The 19981-nt window shown below is 68.3% G+C and carries 14 protein-coding genes; 9 read left to right on the forward strand and 5 right to left on the reverse strand.

Going from position 1 to position 19981, the window contains the following annotated elements:
• The first annotated feature begins 65 nt into the window (after positions 1-65).
• Positions 66-1724, forward strand: coding sequence for an AMP-binding protein (locus SAHL_RS02060; RefSeq protein WP_123589755.1), 1659 nt, complete (start codon positions 66-68; stop codon positions 1722-1724).
• Between the two features lie 78 nt (positions 1725-1802).
• On the opposite strand, the gene SAHL_RS02065 is transcribed toward SAHL_RS02060, so the two are convergent.
• From SAHL_RS02065 to minC, 5 genes are all read right to left on the reverse strand, one after another.
• The gene (locus tag SAHL_RS02065) at positions 1803-3050 is read right to left on the reverse strand and encodes a putative manganese transporter (protein ID WP_123589756.1); all 1248 of its coding nucleotides are present in this window, start codon (positions 3048-3050) and stop codon (positions 1803-1805) included.
• A 120-nt stretch (positions 3051-3170) separates the two neighbouring features.
• Entirely contained in the window at positions 3171-4799 is a 1629-nt protein-coding gene (locus SAHL_RS02070) for a GMC family oxidoreductase (RefSeq protein WP_123589757.1), read from the reverse strand.
• A 46-nt stretch (positions 4800-4845) separates the two neighbouring features.
• Complete coding sequence (gene minE / locus SAHL_RS02075) at positions 4846-5106, reverse strand: cell division topological specificity factor MinE (RefSeq protein ID WP_123589758.1); 261 nt, start codon at positions 5104-5106, stop codon at positions 4846-4848.
• Positions 5107-5109: 3 nt separating this feature from the next.
• Complete coding sequence (gene minD / locus SAHL_RS02080; RefSeq protein ID WP_123589759.1) at positions 5110-5916, reverse strand: septum site-determining protein MinD; 807 nt, start codon at positions 5914-5916, stop codon at positions 5110-5112.
• Positions 5917-5919: 3 nt separating this feature from the next.
• Positions 5920-6675: a septum site-determining protein MinC gene (gene minC, locus SAHL_RS02085; protein WP_123589760.1), complete on the reverse strand. Its 756-nt coding sequence runs from the start codon at positions 6673-6675 to the stop codon at positions 5920-5922.
• A 169-nt stretch (positions 6676-6844) separates the two neighbouring features.
• Between minC and SAHL_RS02090 the strand changes: the two genes are divergently transcribed.
• The 8 genes from SAHL_RS02090 to SAHL_RS02125 all read left to right on the forward strand — a co-directional run bounded on the left by SAHL_RS02090 (position 6845) and on the right by SAHL_RS02125 (position 19864).
• Positions 6845-8302, forward strand: a complete 1458-nt coding sequence (locus tag SAHL_RS02090) for a circularly permuted type 2 ATP-grasp protein (protein WP_123589761.1) — start codon at positions 6845-6847, stop codon at positions 8300-8302.
• Between the two features lies 1 nt (position 8303).
• Entirely contained in the window at positions 8304-9230 is a 927-nt protein-coding gene (locus SAHL_RS02095; RefSeq protein WP_123589762.1) for an alpha-E domain-containing protein, read from the forward strand.
• A gap of 40 nt (positions 9231-9270) precedes the next feature.
• Positions 9271-10338, forward strand: coding sequence for a zinc-binding metallopeptidase family protein (locus SAHL_RS02100; RefSeq protein ID WP_123589763.1), 1068 nt, complete (start codon positions 9271-9273; stop codon positions 10336-10338).
• Positions 10335-11204 carry a DMT family transporter gene (locus SAHL_RS02105; protein ID WP_123589764.1) on the forward strand — a complete coding sequence of 290 codons (870 nt, stop codon included), beginning with the start codon at positions 10335-10337 and terminating at the stop codon, positions 11202-11204. Before SAHL_RS02100 ends, SAHL_RS02105 begins: the two co-directional genes overlap by 4 nt.
• Positions 11201-12088 (forward strand): alpha/beta fold hydrolase, encoded by an 888-nt coding sequence (locus SAHL_RS02110; RefSeq protein ID WP_123589765.1) that lies wholly within the window; start codon positions 11201-11203, stop codon positions 12086-12088. The genes SAHL_RS02105 and SAHL_RS02110 overlap by 4 nt, the downstream gene beginning before the upstream one ends.
• A 92-nt stretch (positions 12089-12180) precedes the next feature.
• Positions 12181-14652 carry an acyl-CoA dehydrogenase gene (locus SAHL_RS02115; protein ID WP_123589766.1) on the forward strand — a complete coding sequence of 824 codons (2472 nt, stop codon included), beginning with the start codon at positions 12181-12183 and terminating at the stop codon, positions 14650-14652.
• A 258-nt stretch (positions 14653-14910) separates the two neighbouring features.
• A complete protein-coding gene (locus SAHL_RS02120) occupies positions 14911-18840 on the forward strand; it encodes an Ig-like domain-containing domain (RefSeq protein ID WP_123589767.1) in 3930 nt (1309 codons plus the stop codon).
• Between the two features lie 73 nt (positions 18841-18913).
• A complete protein-coding gene (locus SAHL_RS02125) occupies positions 18914-19864 on the forward strand; it encodes an OmpW/AlkL family protein (protein ID WP_123589768.1) in 951 nt (316 codons plus the stop codon).
• Positions 19865-19981: the final 117 nt, after the last annotated feature.

Below are 19981 nucleotides of genomic sequence, written 5' to 3' on the forward strand. Positions count from 1 at the left end.
CTGATATACTCGAAAAGCCGGCGCCGCGCCGCGTCGCCCGAAACCGCAGCGCAAAAGGAGATGCCGTGGACAAGATCTGGCTAGACCGCTACCCGAAGGGTGTCGTCGCCGACATCGAGACCAACAGCGCCCGTACGCTCGTGGAGGTCATCGAGGACAGCTTTCGCGAGTTCGGCGACAGTCCGGCGTTCAGCAATATGGACTGCGAGATGTCCTATGCGGAACTCGATGCCCACAGCCGTGACTTCGCGGCCTATCTCCAGAACGAACTGGGCTTCGCCAAGGGTGATCGCGTCGCGATCATGATGCCCAACCTCCTCCAGTACCCGATCGCGCTGTTCGGGATCCTGCGGGCCGGCATGGTCGCGGTGAACGTCAACCCGCTCTACACCGCGCGCGAGCTCGAGCATCAGCTCACCGATGCCGGCGTGCGCGGCATCGTCATCGTGGAGAACTTCGCGGCGACGCTGGAACAGGTGGTCGACAAGGTGGCGCTCGAGGCCATCATCACCACCCGCATCGGCGATCGTCTGCCCGGGCTCAAGCGCCATCTCGTCAATTTCGTGGTCAAGCGCGTCAAGCGCATGGTGCCCCGCTTCAACCTGCCGGGCGCGGTGTCGCTCAACACCGCACTCAAGAAGGGCGGGCAGCAGCAGTTCAAGCCGGCCGGCGTGGGGCCGGACGACATCGCCTTCCTGCAGTACACCGGCGGCACCACCGGCCTGGCCAAGGGCGCGATCATCCTGCATCGCAACATGGTCGCCAACATCGCCCAGGCCCAGGCCTGGCTCGACCCGTGGACCGAAAAGGGGCGCGAACGCATCATCACGCCGCTGCCGCTCTACCACGTGTTCGCCCTGATGGCGAACTGTCTGGTCTTTCTCCAGCAGGGCGGCAAGAACGTGCTGATCACCAATCCGCGCGACATCCCCGCGCTGGTCAAGGAGTTCGACAAGCACAAGCCGACCGCCTTCACCGGCGTGAACACGCTGTTCAACGCGCTGGTCAACGACGACGGCTTCGCCAAACTCGACTTCTCGGATCTCAAGATCACCCTCGGCGGCGGCGCGGCGGTGCAGCGCGCAGTCGCCGAGAAATGGAAACGGATTACCGGCGTGCCGCTGATCGAGGCCTACGGGCTGACCGAGGCGTCGCCGGGCGTGTGCATCAATCCGCTGGACATGACCGACTACAACGGCTCGATCGGCCTGCCACTGCCGGGCACCGACGTCTCCATTCGCGACGACGAGGGCCACGAGCTGCCGGCCGGGGAGCCGGGCGAGCTGTGCGTGCGCGGCCCCCAGGTCATGCCGGGTTACTGGGACAAGCCCGAGGAGAACGAAGAGACCTTCTTCGGCGACTTCCTGCGGACCGGCGACGTCGCCAACTACGACGAACAGGGCTTTTTCTACATCGTCGATCGCAAGAAGGACATGATCCTGGTCTCCGGCTTCAACGTGTATCCCAACGAGATCGAGGACGTGGTCGCCCAGCACCCGAAGGTTCTGGAGGCGGCCTGTGTCGGCATCCCCGACGACCGTTCCGGCGAAGTCGTGAAGGTCTTCGTGGTCAAGAAGGACGACGGCCTCACGGAGAATGAGCTCATCGATTTCTGCCGCAAGGAGCTCACCGGCTACAAGGTGCCCAAGCAGGTGGCGTTCATCGACGAACTGCCCAAGAGCAACGTCGGCAAGATCCTGCGCAAGGAACTGCGGGGTACCTAGCGCCGGACGCGAATTCCGGTCCGGGCGGCGATGATCGCCCGGGCCGGCCGCAGCGAGAGCATCCGCCGAAGGCCAGGGTTAATACCCCAGACCGAAGGCGGCGTAGCCGACCGCCAGCGCCGGCAGCGCCGAATAGGCCGTGGCCAGAACGGCCGCTTTCGGGGCCAGCGCGATGGCCGGGAAAAGCGCGTCGCCGTCGTTGCTGATCGCGTTGGCCAGCAGCGCAGACATCGGCATCGCGCCGCTGAGATACAGCGTGGTCAACAGGATCTGCGGCCCGCAGCCGGGGATGAAGCCCACCAGCACGCCGACCAGCGGCGCCAGGGGCCCGACCACGGCGAACCAGGCTTCGGGATCGACACCGCTGAAGACCACGCCGAACTCGAACAGCAGAAAGGCCGCGATCACCCACACGGTGACGAAGTTGGTATCGGTGCGCGCGCAGCGTACCCATGCCATGGGCCCGGCGTTCGTCGCCGCGCCCCGGCCGTTACCGTGGCCGGGATTCGACAGGGGTGAGGATTCGCCGTATGTCCCGCCCGTCCCGGCTTCGCCCTCGCCGAGACCGCCGGCCCACAGGGTCACGGCCAGCATCGCCCCGGCAAAGCCGAGCCAAGTGGCGGGCTGATGCGCGGCCCAGGGCCCGAACCAGGCGTTCGGATCCTGCTGGAAGGCGATGAGCACCGCGAACGGCACGCCAATCGCCCAGAGCGCGGCCCAGAGGCCGTCGATCGCCGGCGGGACCGGCCGCCCCGCACCCGCTACAGCGGTCGTCGGCGTATCGTCCTCGGCCCGTCGATGGCGCAGAAAGTCACGGCCGTGGATCGCCTCGATGGCCCAGCCGCAGAGCACGGCACTCGCGCCGCTCACCGCGAACACGACCACCGCAGTCTCGGGTGCGGCGGCGATCAACAGGAAGGCGGCATCGCCCATGGTCGCGATCAGCACCGCCACGAGGGCGCCGAAGCCGATGCGACCGTTCACGAACTGGGTGACGACCACGATCGCACCGCCGCAGCCGGGCAGCATGCCGAGCGCGGTGGCGATCGGCACCTGCCCGACGCGCGCTTGGGCGATGCGCTCGCGCAGGTCGACGGCAAACCAGCGTTCGACCGCGAACAACAGCATCAGCGTGCCGGCGACGAACACGCTGACCTGGAGATAGGCCTCGGCCAGCGTATCGCGCACGAGCGCGCCGCTCTCGCCGCCGCCAAGCACGGCGGCCAGCAGCAGTATCGGCACCGACCAGCGCCAGGCGCGGCCACCGAACGCCTCCGGCAGGCGCTGCCAGACCCCGTATATTGGCGCGAACGTCGTTTCCTTCATGAGCGTCTTAATTTTAGCCTTGGCTAACTCTTGACGCCCAATCTATCCGACCCCGTGCGCTGCGGCAAGTACTCGCGATTAATCGTTGAATGTTCTGACCCGGAGGCCTGTCGACAGGTCCTAGCCTTCGGCGTCCTCGCGGATCATGTCGGCGGCCTTTTCCGCGATCGCGGTCGTCGGCGCATTGGTGTTGCCGCCGACGAGTGTCGGCATGATGGAGGCATCGACCACGCGCAGGCCCTGAATGCCGTGCACGCGCAGGCGATCGTCGACCACCGCCGCCGCGTCCGATCCCATCCGGCAGGTACCCACCGGATGATAGATGGTCTCGGCCTTGTCCCGGACGAAGGCCTCGATGGCGGCATCGTCGGTCACGGTCTCGCCCGGCTCCAGTTCGCGCTCGCGGTGGGCGGCCAGCGGCGGCGCCCGCATGATGGCGCGCCCGGCTTTCACCGCGCGGACCATCTGCGCGAGGTCGTCGGGATGATCCAGATAGTTGGGATCGATCAGCGGGTCGGCCGCCGGATCCGCGCTCGCCAGCCCGATGCGTCCGCGCGATTTCGGCCGCAGGTCGCAGACCCGCAGCGTGTAGCCGTGATGCTTGATCGTGTTCCAGAGATTATGGCCGTGATCCTGCTCGACGGTGGCGATGAAGTGCAGTTGCAGATCGGCCTGCGCGCGATCATCACCGCTACGCGCGAAGCCGCCCGCCTCCGCGACGTTGCTGGTGAGCTGGCCGCGATGATGGACGAAGTACTGATAGACGGCCCGCGGCAGGTCGACGAACAGGAATCGCGGTCCGAGCCGCAGGCTGAGCCGGGTCCGTTCGAGGTCGATGATGCTGACATCCAGATGATCCTGGAGATTGCGCCCGACGCCACGCAGCTCGTGAACCAGCGGAATGCCGTGCGGTTCGATCTCCTCGCGCGGACCGATGCCCGACAGCAGCAGAAGCTGCGGCGAGTTGATCGCTCCGCCGCAGAGCAGCACCTCGCGCCGGGCCTCGACCGTGCGGTCTCCGCCCCAGCGGCCGCGGCGATAGGTCACACCGACCGCCCGGCGCCCTTCCAGACGAATTCTCCGGACCCGCGCACGGGTGATGACGGTGAGGTTCTCGCGATGGGCCACCGGATGCAGGAAGGCATCGGCGTTGGAGCAACGCCGGCCGTTGTCCTGGGCCACGCTGTAGAGACCGACGCCCTCTTCGGTGGCACCGCCGAAATCGTCGTTGCGCGGATAGCCGCAGGCCACGCCCGCTTCGATGAAGGCACGGCTGAGCGGATTGACGTGCCGCGGCGCACTCACGCAGTAGGCGCCGTCGACCCCGTGGTATTCGCTCTCGCCCGCCTCGCAGCGCTCGGACTTGCGAAAATAGGCCAGCATCTCGGCGAAGCCCCAGCCGCGGTTGCCGAGTTCGGCCCAGTGGTCGTAGTCGGCGGCGTTGCCGCGGGTGTAGCACTGGGCGTTGATCGCGCTCGATCCACCGAGCGTCTTGCCGCGCGGCCAGAACATCCGGCGGCCGCCGAGATGCTTCTGCGGCACGGTGTAGTAGGCCCAGTTGAACATCCGCGACCACATCAGGCCGATGATGCCGATGGGCATGCGGATCAGCGGATTCCAGTCCGAGGGACCGGCCTCCAGCAGGCAGACGCTGACGTCCGGATCCGCCGAGAGCCGATTGGCCAGGACACAACCGGCGGAGCCGCCGCCCACGATCACGTAATCGAACGTCTGCTGCTGCGCGGCCACGGCGGCTCCTTCGGCTGAAAATCCGCATTTTTACATACGCGTCAGCTCAGTGTTTGGAGTCGGGCAGCGTGATGTTGAGCTCGAGCACCTCGAGATCGCCCTCGCGCTCGATCTCCATCTGCACGGCGTCGTCGCCGACCTGAACGTACTTGCGCAGCACGGCCAGCAGATCCTGCTGCAGCTGCGGAAAGTAGGCCGGCTGATCGTCATGCCCGCTCCGGCGATGGGCGACCACGAGCTGGAGCCGCTCCTTCGCGTGCTGTGCCGAGCCTTTCTTCTCGGACCGAAATACATCGAGCCAACCCATGGTCTACCTCCCCATCAGACGATCGAGAAAACCCTTCTTGGCCTCGGTGAAACGCATCGGACGGTTCTCGCCGAGGAAACGCGCCACCATGTCGAGATAGGCGTGCCCGGCATCGGCGTTGTTCTCCAGGGCGACCGGCATGCCGGAGTTGGAGGCGTTGAGCACGGTCTCGGACTCGGGGATGACGCCCAGCAGCGGGATGCCAAGAATATCGTTGATGTCCGACAGCGACAGCATCTCGCCCTTGCCGACGCGGTTGGCCGCGTAGCGGGTGACCACCAGATGCTCCTTGACCGGATCGGCGCCTTCCTTGGCGCGCTTGGTCTTGGAGGAGAGCATGCCCAGCACGCGATCCGAGTCGCGCACCGAGGAGACCTCGGGGTTGGTCACCACCAGCGCCTCGTCGGCGAAATACATCGCCATGATCGCGCCGGTCTCGATGCCTGCCGGCGAATCGCAGACGATGTAGTCGAAGTCCTCGGCGAGCTTGTTGAGCGTGCGCTCCACGCCCTCCAGCGCCAGCGCGTCCTTGTCGCGCGTCTGGGAGGCCGCGAGGATGTAGAGATTCTCCACCCGCTTGTCGCGGATCATGGCCTGCTTGAGATTGGCCTCGCCCTGGATCACGTTGATGAAATCGAACACGACCCGGCGCTCACAGCCCATGATCAGGTCGAGGTTGCGCAGACCCACGTCGAAGTCGATGACGATGGTCTTGTTCCCCCGCATGGCCAGGCCGGTCGCAAAGGACGCCGCGGTCGTCGTCTTGCCGACCCCGCCCTTGCCGGACGTGACTACGATGATTTTTGCCACTCGTTACTCCTGCAATTCGATCGTCAAGTTGTCGTCGTCCAGACTGACCTGCACGGCCCTGGAACGCACCCCCTCGTCTATGGCGTCGGCCACTTTGTAGCAGCCGGCGATGGCCACCAGGTCCGGTTCGAACCGGCGGCAGAAGATGCGGGCGTCGGTGTCGCCGGTGGCCCCGGCCAGCGCGCGGCCGCGCAGCGCCCCGTAGATGTGGATATGGCCGTCGGCGAGCACCTCCGCGCCCTCGCTGACCGAGGTCGCGACCACCAGATCGCCGCCGCGGGCGTAGATCTGCTGGCCGGAGCGCACCGGCCGCGTGACCAGGCGCGTCGGCGTGCGCGAGCCGGCCTCGCGCTCGCTCGACGGGGCCGGCGCGGCCTCGGGTTCGCCGGCGCGCGCCGGCTCGGGCGCGTCCGTGGCCGTGGTGTCGCGCTCGGCGGCCGCGCGCGCGGGCGAATTCAGTACCCCGAGACCCGCGCGCGCCGCGGCCTTCGCGGCAGCGTCACTGGGATCAAGCACGCCCACGACGAGCAGGCCGGCATCGCGGGCGGCATCGCGCACCCGCGCGAGCTCGGGCAGTTCGCTGGGCAGCGACAGCAGCACGGGCATGCGTGCGAAGAAATCGGGCGTGCGCTCGAGTTGCCGGGCGATCTGCTCGGCGATGCGCTCGATGTCCGTGTCACGGATCTCGAGCACCGTGAGGGTCATCATCCGGCCCTTGAATACAACACCGGCGCCCGCTGCGGTGGAGGTGTCCGCCATGCTCGGATCGTATTGGAAACAATCCGCGAGTCTACCACGCCGAAAGCCGCTGTCAGGCGATTTTCAGCGCGTCGGACGACCACCGATGCCGCGTTCGGGCCGGGCTTTCGGCCCGCGAATTGCATCACCGCGGTGTACAGTAGCCACACCCACTCGAGCGCTATCGATCATGACCGACTTCTGGGCGGGCTATCGCAGTCCGGGTTTCTTCGACGAGCTGTTCGACGCGCATGGCGCGCCGCGCGATGGCGCGCGCGAGCTGACCGGACAACTCGAGGCCTTCGGCCCCGAGGAGCTCGCCAATCGCCGGGCCGCTGCCGATCTGGCGATCAAGTCCACCGGCATCACCTTCACGGTCTATTCCGATGCGGGCATGATCGATCGAGCCTGGCCGTTCGACGTGCTCCCCCGCACCATCGCGGAGCACGAGTGGCGCCGGGTCAGCGACGGCCTGCGCCAGCGGGTGAGCGCGCTCAACCGGTTCATCGCCGATCTCTACGGCGACCAGCGGATCATCGCCGACGGCGTGCTGCCGCGGGCGGTCCTGGATCAATCCGTGAACTTCCGCCCCGAATGCGTGGGCATGCGTCCGCCGGGCGACATCTGGGCGCATATCTGCGGCTCCGACCTGGTTCGCGACGGCAACGGCGAGTTCCACGTACTCGAAGACAATCTCCGCGTGCCTTCGGGCGTGTCCTATATGGTCGAGAACCGCCTGGTCTCGAAGCGCGTGTTCCCGGAACTGTTCGAACGCCATCGCATCCTGCCGGTCGACGACTATCCCAGCGAGCTGCTGGATGCGCTCAACGCGCTCTCGCCCCGGACCGGCATCACCCCGAACGTCGCCCTGCTGAGCCCCGGCGTCTACAATTCGGCGTTCTTCGAGCACGTCTGGCTGGCGGGCCAGATGGGCGCGGAACTGGTGCAGGGCACCGATCTGTACGTCGATCGCGACGACTGTGTCTACGCCCGCACCATCTATGGCCCGCAGCGGGTCGACGTGATCTACCGCCGGGTCGACGACCTCTTTCTCGACCCGGATGTGTTCCGATCGGACTCGATGCTTGGCACGCCGGGCCTGATGCGGGCCTGGCGCGCGGGCAAGGTGGCCCTGGCCAACGCCCCCGGCGCCGGCGTGGCCGACGACAAGGTCGTCTACGCCTTCGTGCCCGAGATCATCCGCTACTATCTGGGCGAGGAGCCGAAGCTGCCGAACGTGCCCTCCTGGCTGTGCATGGACCCGGAACAGCGCGAGTACGTACTCGCGAATCTGGACACACTGGTGGTCAAACCGGCGAACGAATCGGGCGGCTACGGCATGCTCATCGGCCCGCGCGCCACGCCCGCCGAGCGCGAGCGCTTCGCCGAACTGATTCGCGCCAATCCGCGCAATTACATGGCCCAGCCGACGCTCGCCCTGTCCACCGCGCCGACGCTGGTGGACGGCCGGGCGGCGCCGCGGCATGTCGACCTGCGGCCGTTCATCGTTTCGCGCCCGGACGAGGACGCGTTCGTGACCATGGGCGGGCTGACCCGGGTGGCGCTGCGCGAAGGCTCGCTGGTGGTCAACAGCTCCCAGGGCGGCGGCAGCAAGGACACCTGGATCGTACAGGACGGGGACGCCTGAGATGCTCTCGAGACTGGCACAGAACCTGTTCTGGGCGGGCCGCTATCTCGAGCGGGCCGAATCCGGCGCGCGCCTGATCAACGCGACCACCCTCCTGCTGCTGGACCTGCCGCGCCAGACCGAGTTCGACTGGCGGGCACTGGTCGAGATCGTCGGCGCGGAGGCCCTGTTCGCCCGCCACTATCCCGATGCGACCGAGGAAAGCGTGATGCGCTTTCTGTCCAGCGACCGCGACCACCCGGGCTCGATCGCCAGCTCGCTGGCCCACGCCCGGGAGAACCTGCGCCACACGCGCGACCGGATACCGCGCGAGGTCTGGGAGGAAGTCAACGGCCTGCATCTGTACATGGCCGACGAGGGCCAGCACATCGAACGTCGGCTGGCACGCAGCCGGGTGATGGAGCGGGTGGTGCGCAGCGGCCGGATGGTGGCCGGGCTGCTGGAATCGGGCATGAGCCGCGACGCCGCCTACGACATGCTCCAGCTGGGCATGGCGATCGAACGCGCCGACATGACCACCCGCATCCTCGACGTGCGCGCCTCCGACCTGCTCGCCGACGATGTCGCCGACCTGCCGCCCTACCAGACGGTGCAGTGGATCAGCGTACTCAAGTCGCTGAGCGCCTTTCAGATGTATCGGCGCCACGTGCGCACGCGTGTCACCGGCGCGGGCGTCGTGCGCTTTCTGCTCACCGACACCGCCTTTCCCCGCTCGCTGCGCTACTGCCTGGCGCATGCCGGCCAGCGGCTCGCGCGCCTGCCCGAACCCGAACCCTGCACGCGCCAGCTCGACAGCGCCCTGGCGGTGCTCGAACAGGCCGAGATCAGCGCCCTCACCGGCCATCGCCTGAGCGAATTCCTCGACCGGATGCAGATCGAGCTCAATCGCCTGAACGATGCGATCGGCGCCCGTTACTTCAGACCCTGAGCCCGCCCCGCTCGAGAGCCAAACGGCCGAACCTTCACCGATGCGCGACTTCTACTGCCAGTGCGGCAACACCCTGTTCTTCCGCAACACCCGCTGCCTGCAGTGCGATCGCCGGGTCGGCTTCGCCCCGGGCGCCGGCCGCATGACGGCACTGGAACCGCTGGGCGGAGGCCTCTGGCAGGTTCCCGGCGCCGGCCGCATTCAGGGCGCGGTCTATCGCCTGTGCGACAACGCGACGCGCCACGCCATCTGCAACTGGCTGATCCCCGAAGCCGCGCCCCACGCACAATGCCAGTCCTGCCGGCTGACCCGGACGCTGCCGGATCTGGACCAGCCACGTCACGCCGAACTCTGGGGCAAACTCGAGAGCGCCAAGCGCCATCTGCTGTTCAATCTCATGCAACTCGGCCTGCCGATCGTGGATCGGCGACAGGATCCGGAGGCGGGTCTGGCCTTCGATTTTCTCGCCGACCGCGACTCGACCACCGAGTTCACCCGTCCGATCGCAGGCCAGGCGCCGGTCAACACCGGCCATGCCAACGGTGTGATCACGATCAACATCGCCGAGGCCGACGACGTGGCCCGGGCCCGCATGCGCGAGCAGATGGGCGAGCACTACCGAACCCTGTTGGGCCATTTCCGGCACGAGATCGGCCACTACTACTGGAGCCGACTGGTCGCCGATGGCGGCCCGCTGGCGGCATGCCGTACACTCTTCGGCGACGACCGCGCCGACTACGCCGCGGCGCTGAAGCGCTATTACCGCGACGGCGCACCGGGCGACTGGCAGGCGCGCTTCATCACACCGTACGCGTCGGCCCATCCCTGGGAGGACTGGGCCGAGACCTGGGCCCATTATCTGCACATGCGCGACACGCTCGAGACCGCCGTCGAATTCAGCCTGGTCACGCCACCGCCCTGGCGGCATGCCGCCGATGACTTCGATGCCCTCATGCACGGCTGGACCCAGCTCGCCATCGGCATGAACGCGGTCAATCGCAGCATGGGGCTGCCGGACGCCTACCCGTTCGTCATCAGCGCGCCCACGCACGAGAAACTCGCCTTCATCCACCGCCTGGTCGCCGACCACGAAAGCGCGGCGGCATGACGCCGCGTGTCTACGGCATGCTGCTGACCGGCGCCGGCGTGCTCGCGCTCAGCCCCGACTCGGTGCTCATTCGTCTGCTCGACGCGGACGTGCCCACCACGCTGTTCTGGCGCGGCCTGGCCATGGCCGGCGGGCTGTTCGCCTTTCTGCTGTGGCGCGACCGGCACCGGCCCGCAGCGCTCGCATCGGCACTGATGCACCGGCACGGCTGGGGCCTGGGGCTGCTGTTCGCGCTGAGCAACATACTGTTCGTCAGTGCGATCAAGTTCGCCTCCGTGTCGGACACCCTCGGCGCCCTGGCCACGGCGTCGATATTCGCCGCAGTCTTCAGCGTGCTGTTTTTGGGCGAGCGCGCGCCGCCGCGCACCTGGATCGCGGCGGGCGTGATCGCCCTCGGCCTGATGATGATCGCCTTCGGCGGCGCCGGCAGCCTGTTCGGGCGTGCGCTCGGCATCGCCACCGCCGCGGTGTTCGGCGCCACGTTCGTGTTCATGCGGGCCATCGGCGAGGGCGACACGCTGCCGGGACTGGCGCTCGGCGGGCTGTTCATCGTGCTCGCCACAGCCCTGCCCGCCCAGCTGACCGACCTGCCCACCCAGAGCTACGCCGCGACCGCCGGCCTGGCCGTGATACTACCCGTGGCGTTCGGCCTCATCGGGCGCGGACCGCGCTATCTGCCGGCGCCCGAAGTCAGCCTGCTGATGCTGCTGGAGACCGTGTTCGGCACGCTCTGGGCGTGGTTGGTCCTGGCCGAGGCGCCGACCCGCACGACACTGGCGGCAATCGCGGTGATCCTCGCCACGCTCGCGGTCTTCTACTGGCGCGAGGGGCGGGTCAACCGTCAGGCCGCGGCCGAACTCTCGTGAGCCTGCTCGACCCGCCCAATCACTTCACCCTCGACGGCCTGGCGCACGCCGTGCGCGAGTCGGGCCCCCGGGCGGGCGAACCGATGGTGCTGCTGCACGGATTCGCCGATACCGGCGCCAGCTTTGCCTCGCTGGCGGCGGCCATCGATGCCGAGGCACCGGGGCGTTACCGGTTCATCGCGCCGGACTGGCGCGGCCACGGCGACACCGGCCACGCCGGACGCTGCTACTGGTTTCCCGAATACCTGGCCGACCTCGAGGCGCTGCTCGACGCCCTGCCCGGGCTGGCCGCGCCGATCACGCTGGTCGGTCACAGCATGGGCGGCCAGGTGGCCAGCTTCTACGCCGGGCTGCGGCCGGAGCGTGTGGCGCATCTCGTCACCCTCGACAGCCTCAACGTGCCCGACGCCGACAGCAGCCGGGCGCCCCGGCGCTACCGGCGCTGGCTCGACGCCCACCGCGCGCCGCCGAGCCACGCAGTGCACCCCGATCTGGCGACGGTATCCGAGCGCATCGGGCGCCGCTATCCCGAGCTCGACGGCGATACGCGGCACATGCTCGCCGCGCAGTGGACCCGCCCCGTCGACGGCGGACGGCAGTGGCGTTTCGACCCGTGGCATCGGGCGCCCTTTCCGCAACCGTTCCGCATCGACGACGCCATGGCGATCTGGCGCGAGGTCCGCGCAGCCGTGCTCTGTATCGATGCCGAGGACTCACCGGCGAGAGCACTCGTGGCCGAGGCGGACATGGCCCGTCGGCGCGCCTGTTTCACCGACCTGACCCATCGCGTGATGCCGGGCTGCGGACACATGCTGCACCTGGAAGCACCCGAGCGCGTCGCGGCCCTCATCCAGGACTTTTTCGGCGAGACGCGCCGGGCCTGACCGGACGACCACCGCGATTGCGGGGCAAAAGCCGCTTGCCTATGGTGGCGGTATCACCCTCACCCGGCCGTGCTTGCGGCCGCGGAGCCGCCATGGCCGCGCTGTTCTGGTTCGTCGTCTTCCTCGCCGCCTTCCTCGCGCTGGCCTGGCATCGCGTGCGTCTGGGCACGGCCACCGGTGTGATCGCCGCCCTGCTGCTGGTGTGCACGCTGACCAGCACCGGTCTCGGCCTGGGCCTGTTCCTGTGGCTGCTGTTCGCCGCGATCGTCGTGCCCCTGAACGTGACCGCGATCCGCCGGCGCTGGATCACGCGGCCGGCGCTCGATCTGTTCGCCCGCGTGCTGCCGACGCTGTCGGCCACCGAACGCACCGCGCTCGAGGCCGGCACCGTCTGGTGGGAGGGCGAGATGTTCTCCGGCGCGCCGGATTGGCGACGGCTCGAGCGCCTGCCGGAGGCCGAGCTGTCCGCGAGAGAGGAAGCGTTTCTCGACGGCCCGGTCCAGCAGCTGCTCGATCTGTGCGACGAGTGGCGCATCACCCACGAGGACGCCGATCTATCGCCCGAAGCCTGGCGGTTCATCAAGGCCGAGCGTTTCTGGGCGATGATCATCCCCGAGCGCTACGGCGGGCTCGGCTTTTCCGCCTACGCCCACTCCTGCGTGCTGGCCAAGCTCGGCAGCGGCCCCGCCGGCGGCACCGTGGGCCCGATCGTGGCGGTGCCGAATTCGCTCGGCCCGGCCGAACTGCTCATGCACTACGGCACCGAGGCGCAGAAGGATCACTACCTGCCGCGGCTGGCCTCCGGCGACGAGATTCCCTGCTTCGGCCTGACCAGCCCGCACGCCGGCTCGGACGCAGGCGCCATCCCGGACCGCGGCGTCGTCTGCCACGGCGAGTGGAACGGCGAGCCCGTGCTCGGCATGCGCCTGACCTGGGACAAGCGCTACATCACCCTGGCGCCCGTGGCCACGGTGCTCGGCCTCGCCATCAGGATGTACGATCCGGACGGCCTGCTCGGCGACGACGTCGATCTCGGCGTGACCTGCGCGCTGGTGCCCACCGACACCGCCGGCGTACACACCGGCCGCCGGCATTTTCCCGCCAGCGCACCGTTTCAGAACGGCCCCACCTGGGGCACGGATGTGTTCGTCCCGCTGGACTGCATCATCGGCGGCCGCGCGATGATCGGTCAGGGCTGGCGCATGCTGATGGAGTGCCTCTCGGTGGGCCGCTCGATCTCCCTGCCCTCGGGTTCGACCGGCGACGCGATCGCCAGCGCGCGGCTCACCGGCGCCTACGCCGTGGTCCGGCGCCAGTTCAACGTCTCCATCGGCCGCTTCGAGGGCGTACAGGAGGCGCTGGCCCGCATCGCCGGCCGGACCTACGCCTGCGAATCGGTGCGCCGCTTCACCGCCAACGCGGTCGACCTGGGCGAGAAGCCGTCGGTCGCCTCCGGCATCGCGAAGTACCACGTCACCACCCTGGCGCAGCAGGTCGCCAAGGACGCCATGGACGTGCACGCGGGCAAGGCGGTCATGCTCGGGCCGTCGAATCCGGTCGCGCGCCGCTTTCAGGCCGCACCGGTCAACATCACAGTGGAAGGCGCCAACATCCTCACCCGCAGCATGATGATCTTCGGCCAGGGGGCCATCCGCTGCCATCCCTACGTGCTCGACGAGATCGAGGCGGCGAACGATCCGGATCGCGAAGCCGCGCTCGACGCTTTCGACGCGCTGCTCTACGCCCACATCGGTCACGATCTCTCGGCGGCCGCCCGCTCGCTGGTCATGGGCGTGACCGGCGGCCGGACGAGTGCGGCCGGTCGGGTTCGCGAACTGGCGCCCCACTACCGGGCGCTGAACCGCTACTCGGCCAATCTGGCGCTCGTGGCCGACCTCGCCATGGCCACCCTCGGCGGTTCGCTCAAGTTCCGCGAATCGCTGTCGGCCCGGCTCGGCGACGTGCTGTCGTATCTGTACATCGCCAGCGCCACGCTCAAGCGTTTCGTCGAGGACGGCGCCCACGCCGAGGACCTGCCGCTGGTCCGCTGGGTCTGCGAGGACGCCTTCGCCGCGATCGAGGCGGCTCTGGCCGGGGTGATCCGGCATCTGCCGAACCGGCCCGCCGCCTGGCTGGCGCGAGCGCTGATCTTTCCGATCGGCCGCCGCGCGCAGGGTCCGTCCGACGCCCTCGGACGGCAGCTCGCCGACATGCTGCAGACGCCCGGCCCCCAGCGCGAGCGCCTGACGCCGCGCTGCTACGCCGACCAGACGCACAGGCGCGGGCTGTCGCTGTTCGAGGCGGCGATGCAGGCCACGCTCGACGCCGCCGACCTTCAGGCGCGCCTCGACCGGGCCGTCAAGAACGGCGAGATCCGCGCGGATCATCCCGCCGAGCGCATCGAGGCGGCCGCGGGTCGCGGCCTGTTCGACGCCGACGAGGCCCGGCGCATGCGCGATCTGTACGCGCTGCAGATGGCCGTGATCCACGTCGATGACTTCGACCCCGCCGAGATGCAGTCGGTCGTTGCCCGGGAACGCGCCCAGACGTCAGGCCCGGGCTGACCCGCCATCGCCCGTCGGCGCGTTTTTTGCCACGCAGCGCGCAGTCGGCGGGCCTCGCAGCCGGCGCGCGGCCGGCGTCGGGCAGGCAGCCGCGCCGCCACCTCGAAGACCGTTGCGATAAGCGTTTCGAGGCTCCAAGGGCCCTGCGAGGCTTGACTACCACTCGATAAAACACAATCAATTCATACTTTTCGCCCGGACGGCTGGCATTTCGGCACCGACTCGTTTATCTTCCCCGCGGGATTCTAAAAAGACTGCATGTCGGTTTTCGACCTGCACTGCATCAAGGGAGATAGCGCTTTGGTACCGACGTATTCCTATGCCTCGCGCGCGAGCGCGCAGGCCACGAGCGAATTGAACCCGGACGCCGCGCAGCCGCGCCGTCGGGCGCACTCGTCCTGGCCCACGCGTGTCGGTGCGATCGTCCTCATGTCCGCCGCGGGCCTCGTGCTGCCGGCCTGTTCGAGCGGCAGCGGCGGCGACAACGGTGATCCGAACCCGCGTGAGGACGTCACCCCGACCGGGCTCGCCTTCAGCTACCCGTTCGACGGCCAGCAGGATGTGCTGCTCGATACGCAGATGGTGGTCAAGTTCGCCGGCGACGTGGGCGATGTGCCCGCGGACGCGCTCGTGCTGCGGTACGAGGACGACGACGGCGACACCGTCACACAGCCGCTCACGGTGCGCGCCGACGACGATGACGAGGCCGACCAGGCCGGCATTCTCTGCCTGGCGCTGGGCTCGGACGTCGAACTCGAGGACGGCCGTGACGACTTCTGTCTCCAGGGCGGGCCCGATCTGCGACCGGACACCGACTACGCGGTGGTGGCCAGCAGCACCATCGCCGACAGCGGCACCTCGTTCGAGGACGGCCAGACCCTGTTCCGGTTCACCACCCGTCCGGCCGAGGGACGGCCGGCACCCGGCGATTTCCGGGTCACGAGCGTCACCCCCGGCGACACGAACCCCGAAACGGGCGATCAGTCGCTTTTCACCGAATTCAACGCGATCCGCGTGATCTTCAACGAGCCGCTGGATCCGGCGACCGTCGATGGTGACAGCTTCACCGTAACCGGCCCCGACGACGAGGACATCGACGATGCCCGCGTGACCGCCCTGGGCCGCTATATCGTCTTCGATCCGAGCGAGGATCTGGAGCCCGGCGACTACACGATCGCCTGGAGCTCGGACATCACCTCCCGCTTCGGCAAGTCGCTAGAGGCCGACAGCGTCGAGCGCACCGTGCTGAGCGTCGGCGACTCGCTCGACCAGACGCTCACGATCGAGCGCGACACCACCGGTACCGACATCGACGAGCTGCCGGACAACAACCTCAACGGCCTCGCGACCAACAACGTCGAGATCGGCTCCCAGCTGATCGGCTCCAACGACCAGCCGGTGCTCTCGCCGGACGATGTCGACAGCCGTGCCGGCCTGATCCGCACCGGCATCGAGACCACCCTGGCCGAACCCGGCCTGTCCGGCTTCGGCGACGTGTTCCCGGCGGTCATCCGCGCGGGGCAGCGCTTCCAGCTCAAGGGCCTGACCCTCGAACTCGGCGGCGAGATCGCCACGCCGATCGACCCCAGCGGCCCCATCGACGTCAACTTCATCAACGATGTCAGCGTCTATCTCAGCGGCAACGACTACCGCAACATCGAAACCCCGACGGCCGTGCGGCTGCGCTTCGACCTCGGCATCGGCACGCTGATCACGGCGATGGACCAGGAGAATCTCGTGGTCCAGCAACTCGCCAACGGCGTGTTCAACCAGTCCGTGCTCAACATCCAGGCCGCCGGCCTGGCGATTCCGCGCGATAACGGCGATCTCGAGATCAGCACGCTCGGCAGCTTCCCGATCAACGTCAATCGCTCCGACAACGCGACCGTCGACTTCGAGCTGACGCTGCTGTTGCCGGCCGACGACGACGATCAGATCGACGTGCCGGCCGACGAGGTCCCGCCGACGGTGACCGCGGTGTCCCCCAGCGCCTGTCTGTACACGTTCGGTTCCCCGCTTTACGACGCCGTCTACGCCGATCGGGGGGCACCGCCCACCGCGCTGCCCGAACCCGCCTGCCGCGAACTGCTCGGGGCCGAGGCCCAGCAGGGTGGCCGCAGCGACGCTCTCGCCAACACCTTCCCGGTCGAGTCGAGCCCGGCGGTGACCTTCAGCTCGCCGATCGATCCCGCCAGCGTCAGCCCCTCGAGTATCGTGCTCACCGGCCCCTCCGGCGACGTCGACGCGACCTACCGCGTGGAAGGCTTCAGCGTGGTCGTCGATCCCGAAGCGCTCCTGTCGGCGGACACCGAGTACCGGATCATGCTCAACAACGGTGACCAGCTCACCGACCTGGCGGGCAACCCGGTCAGCTTCCAGAACCCGGCCGGTCCGAGCCAGAGCATCGACTTCCGCACCGAGCCGCTGATCGAGACCGAGCCCACGGCGCCGCTTCTGGGCACCCTCACGCCGGGCATCCCCTGCGCGCTCGAGGGCGGGGACTTCATGTCCGGCGGCGACAGCGCCGGCCACTGTGTCGGCGACAACCCGGGCAACGACGAAGATGGCGGCGATGCCGCTTCCGAGGATTTCCCGGTCTTCGACAACCCGGCCAACGTGGCGATCGAGGGCTTCTTCTCGAAGCTGGTCGAGAGCGATTCCATCGTCCTCGCCGACGGCTGCCTCGTGAACGGTTCCGGCAACACCGACGCCGATGCGACCGTGGCCGTGCAGCGCATGGATGACAGCGGCCAGTGCGTGGCTGCGGTGGAGGGCGAGATCGCACTCGCCAATCGCGGCGACGATCTCACGCGCGGCTTCACCTTCCGCCCGACCCGCGACTTCGAGCCGGGCGCCCGCTACTGGGTGGTGGTCTGCGGCGGCGACGGCGCTTCCGCCTGCAGCAATCGGATCGTCGATGCGGACGGCCGGACGCTGAATACCGACCCGCTCAACGGCACCGGTTCGACACCCGCCGCGGCGGACGCCGAGGGGGGTCCGGACATCGTCATGCCGTTCACGGCGACGGCGGCGACCGAGGACTACTTCGCCACTCAGGCGACCTTCCCCTACGCCGACACCAACGGCAACGGCCGCTTCGACGACGGCGAGAACGCCCAGCCGGGCAATCGCACGCGCGTCGAGCTGACCACCGAGCTGCTTGGCACCGAGATCCAGATCCCCGGCGAGCAGGAAGACGGCAGCTTCGCCTCCTACCTGTCCCTGACCCGGCCGATCGCGATCCGCGAGAGCACCGGCGACTGCGAGGATGTCGACACGGACGCCGTCGGCGGCACGCCGGGTAGCTGCATTCCGGTCTCGCTGCAGCCGGGCGGCATCAACGCGCTGACGAGCATCAACATCAGCGCAGACGCCCTCGGCGGCATCCTTACCCAGGTCCTGCGTGTGGACGAGCTCACCGCAGCGCTGGGTGATCTGCTCGGCAACATGCCCGAGGGCACCACCGTGGGCGACATCAACGACATGGACGATGCCGGCGGGCCGCTCGATCAGCTGACCGGCGGTCTCAACCAGCTCGTCGGCGGTGTCACGGATGTGCTGATTCCGGTGATCGGCGACGGTCAGGGCGGCAGTGCCGACGACATGGCCGTGATCGAGCTCATCGGCGCCCTGCAGCGTAATGAGGTGACCGCACCGCTGGGCAACACGCTCGCCGGACTGATCAACTCGGAGACGCCGGTCGGCGCGCTGCCGGGGCTGGTGGACGGCCTCGTCGACGATCTGCTCGGCACCCTGCTCGGCGGACTCGCCGGACAGGACGAGCCGCTCCAGACCGGCCGGGTGCTGCTGCGTTTCCCGAACGATGCCGACGCCGACGGCGAGGTGCCCCAGACCGGCTACATCGTCGAGGAGTGTGAAGGTTCGATCGACGGCCAGCCCTACCACTACGAGCCGTGCTTCACCGCCTCGCTGACCCTGACGGCCAACGCGCCCGACGGACAGGGCGTGAGCCTGCCGCAGCAGCAGATCCGGACGCGCCTGGTGGGCCCGGTCACGTTCGAACAGAACGGTCGCCTCGCGATCGCCCTGCGCAACGTGAACCGCTTCAGCCTGTCGGCCACGGCGCTCGACCTGCTACCGGCGAACGCCACGGTCGACCCGGGTGATCTGAACTTCCAGCTCACCGGGGCTCCGGTCCACGGCGGGCGCGAGTTCCCCAACCGCTAGGCCACGGTCGATGCGCCCCGGCCACCGCCGGGGCGCGATCATCGCAACAACAGAACCAGCAAGGAGAAGGGAGATGAATCAGGACACCACGTCCGAACGCCGCTGGCCGGGGGCAAAGACGGCCATGGCGCTCATCGGCGGCGCGAGCCTGCTGTTCGCCGGCATCGCGGGTGCACAGGGGCAGATGCGGGACGACGGCTACAGCGGCTCCGGCATGGACCGGCTCGAGGCCGAGCCCGAACAGGGGCTGATCGGCGGGGCCATCGACTACGTGAAGCACAACGCCTACTTTCGCGTCGGCGTGCTGCACTTCCAGTACTACGGCGACAGTTCCCGGCTGAAGGTCGAGAACGCTCAGGGCCTGGCGGCCCAGGCCTTCGGCGAGGGCTCGAGCCGTCTCGATCACACCGGATCGAGTGCCGGCGACAAGACCACGCTCGGCGGCACGATCGGCCTGTTCGTGCCCAATACCGGCAAGCACCTGGCCATGGAGGTCACGCTGGCGCCCCCGCTCAAGCTCGATTTCGAAGTGTCCAAGAACGCGGTCGACGAATCGCTGGCGCCGACGACCCAGAGCGGCATTCCCACCGGCGTGCCGCCACTGGGCCGCAAGATCGGCACCTTCAAGGCACTACCGCCGAACCTTACCCTGGTCTATCGCCCCTGGGTCGATACGCTGATCCAGCCCTACATCGGCGCCGGCGCGATGTATCTCTATACCTACGACACCGATGTGAACAACCCGGTACTCAACGCCTACGGCAACGAGCCCACGCTCAACCTGACCAAGCCGGTGGCCTGCGTGGGGCAGTTGGGCGTGGACTTCAGTCTGCCCAAGAACATGTTCCTGACCGCAGACGTGAAGTACGTCGGCTGCGCCGAAGTCGAGGCCAAGCTCAACGACGTCGTGATCAACTCGCCCACGCTCAGCGACACGGTCGGCCCGATCGACGTCGGGACGGTGAGCTCGACCAACGAATTCAAGGCCGTGCTCTACCAGCTGTCCTTCGGGATGCGGTTCTAATACCGGTCCCCGGAGGCGCTCGCAGACGACAAGGCCGCCCGCGGGCGTAATGCCGTTCACTTAAGCATTGCAGGTCAGGCGGAGCTTGCCGAGAATCCGGCTTTCACGTGTGGAAGC

The organism is Salinisphaera orenii subsp. halophila YIM 95161 (genome assembly GCF_003732545.1).
GTDB lineage: Bacteria > Pseudomonadota > Gammaproteobacteria > Nevskiales > Salinisphaeraceae > Salinisphaera > Salinisphaera orenii_A.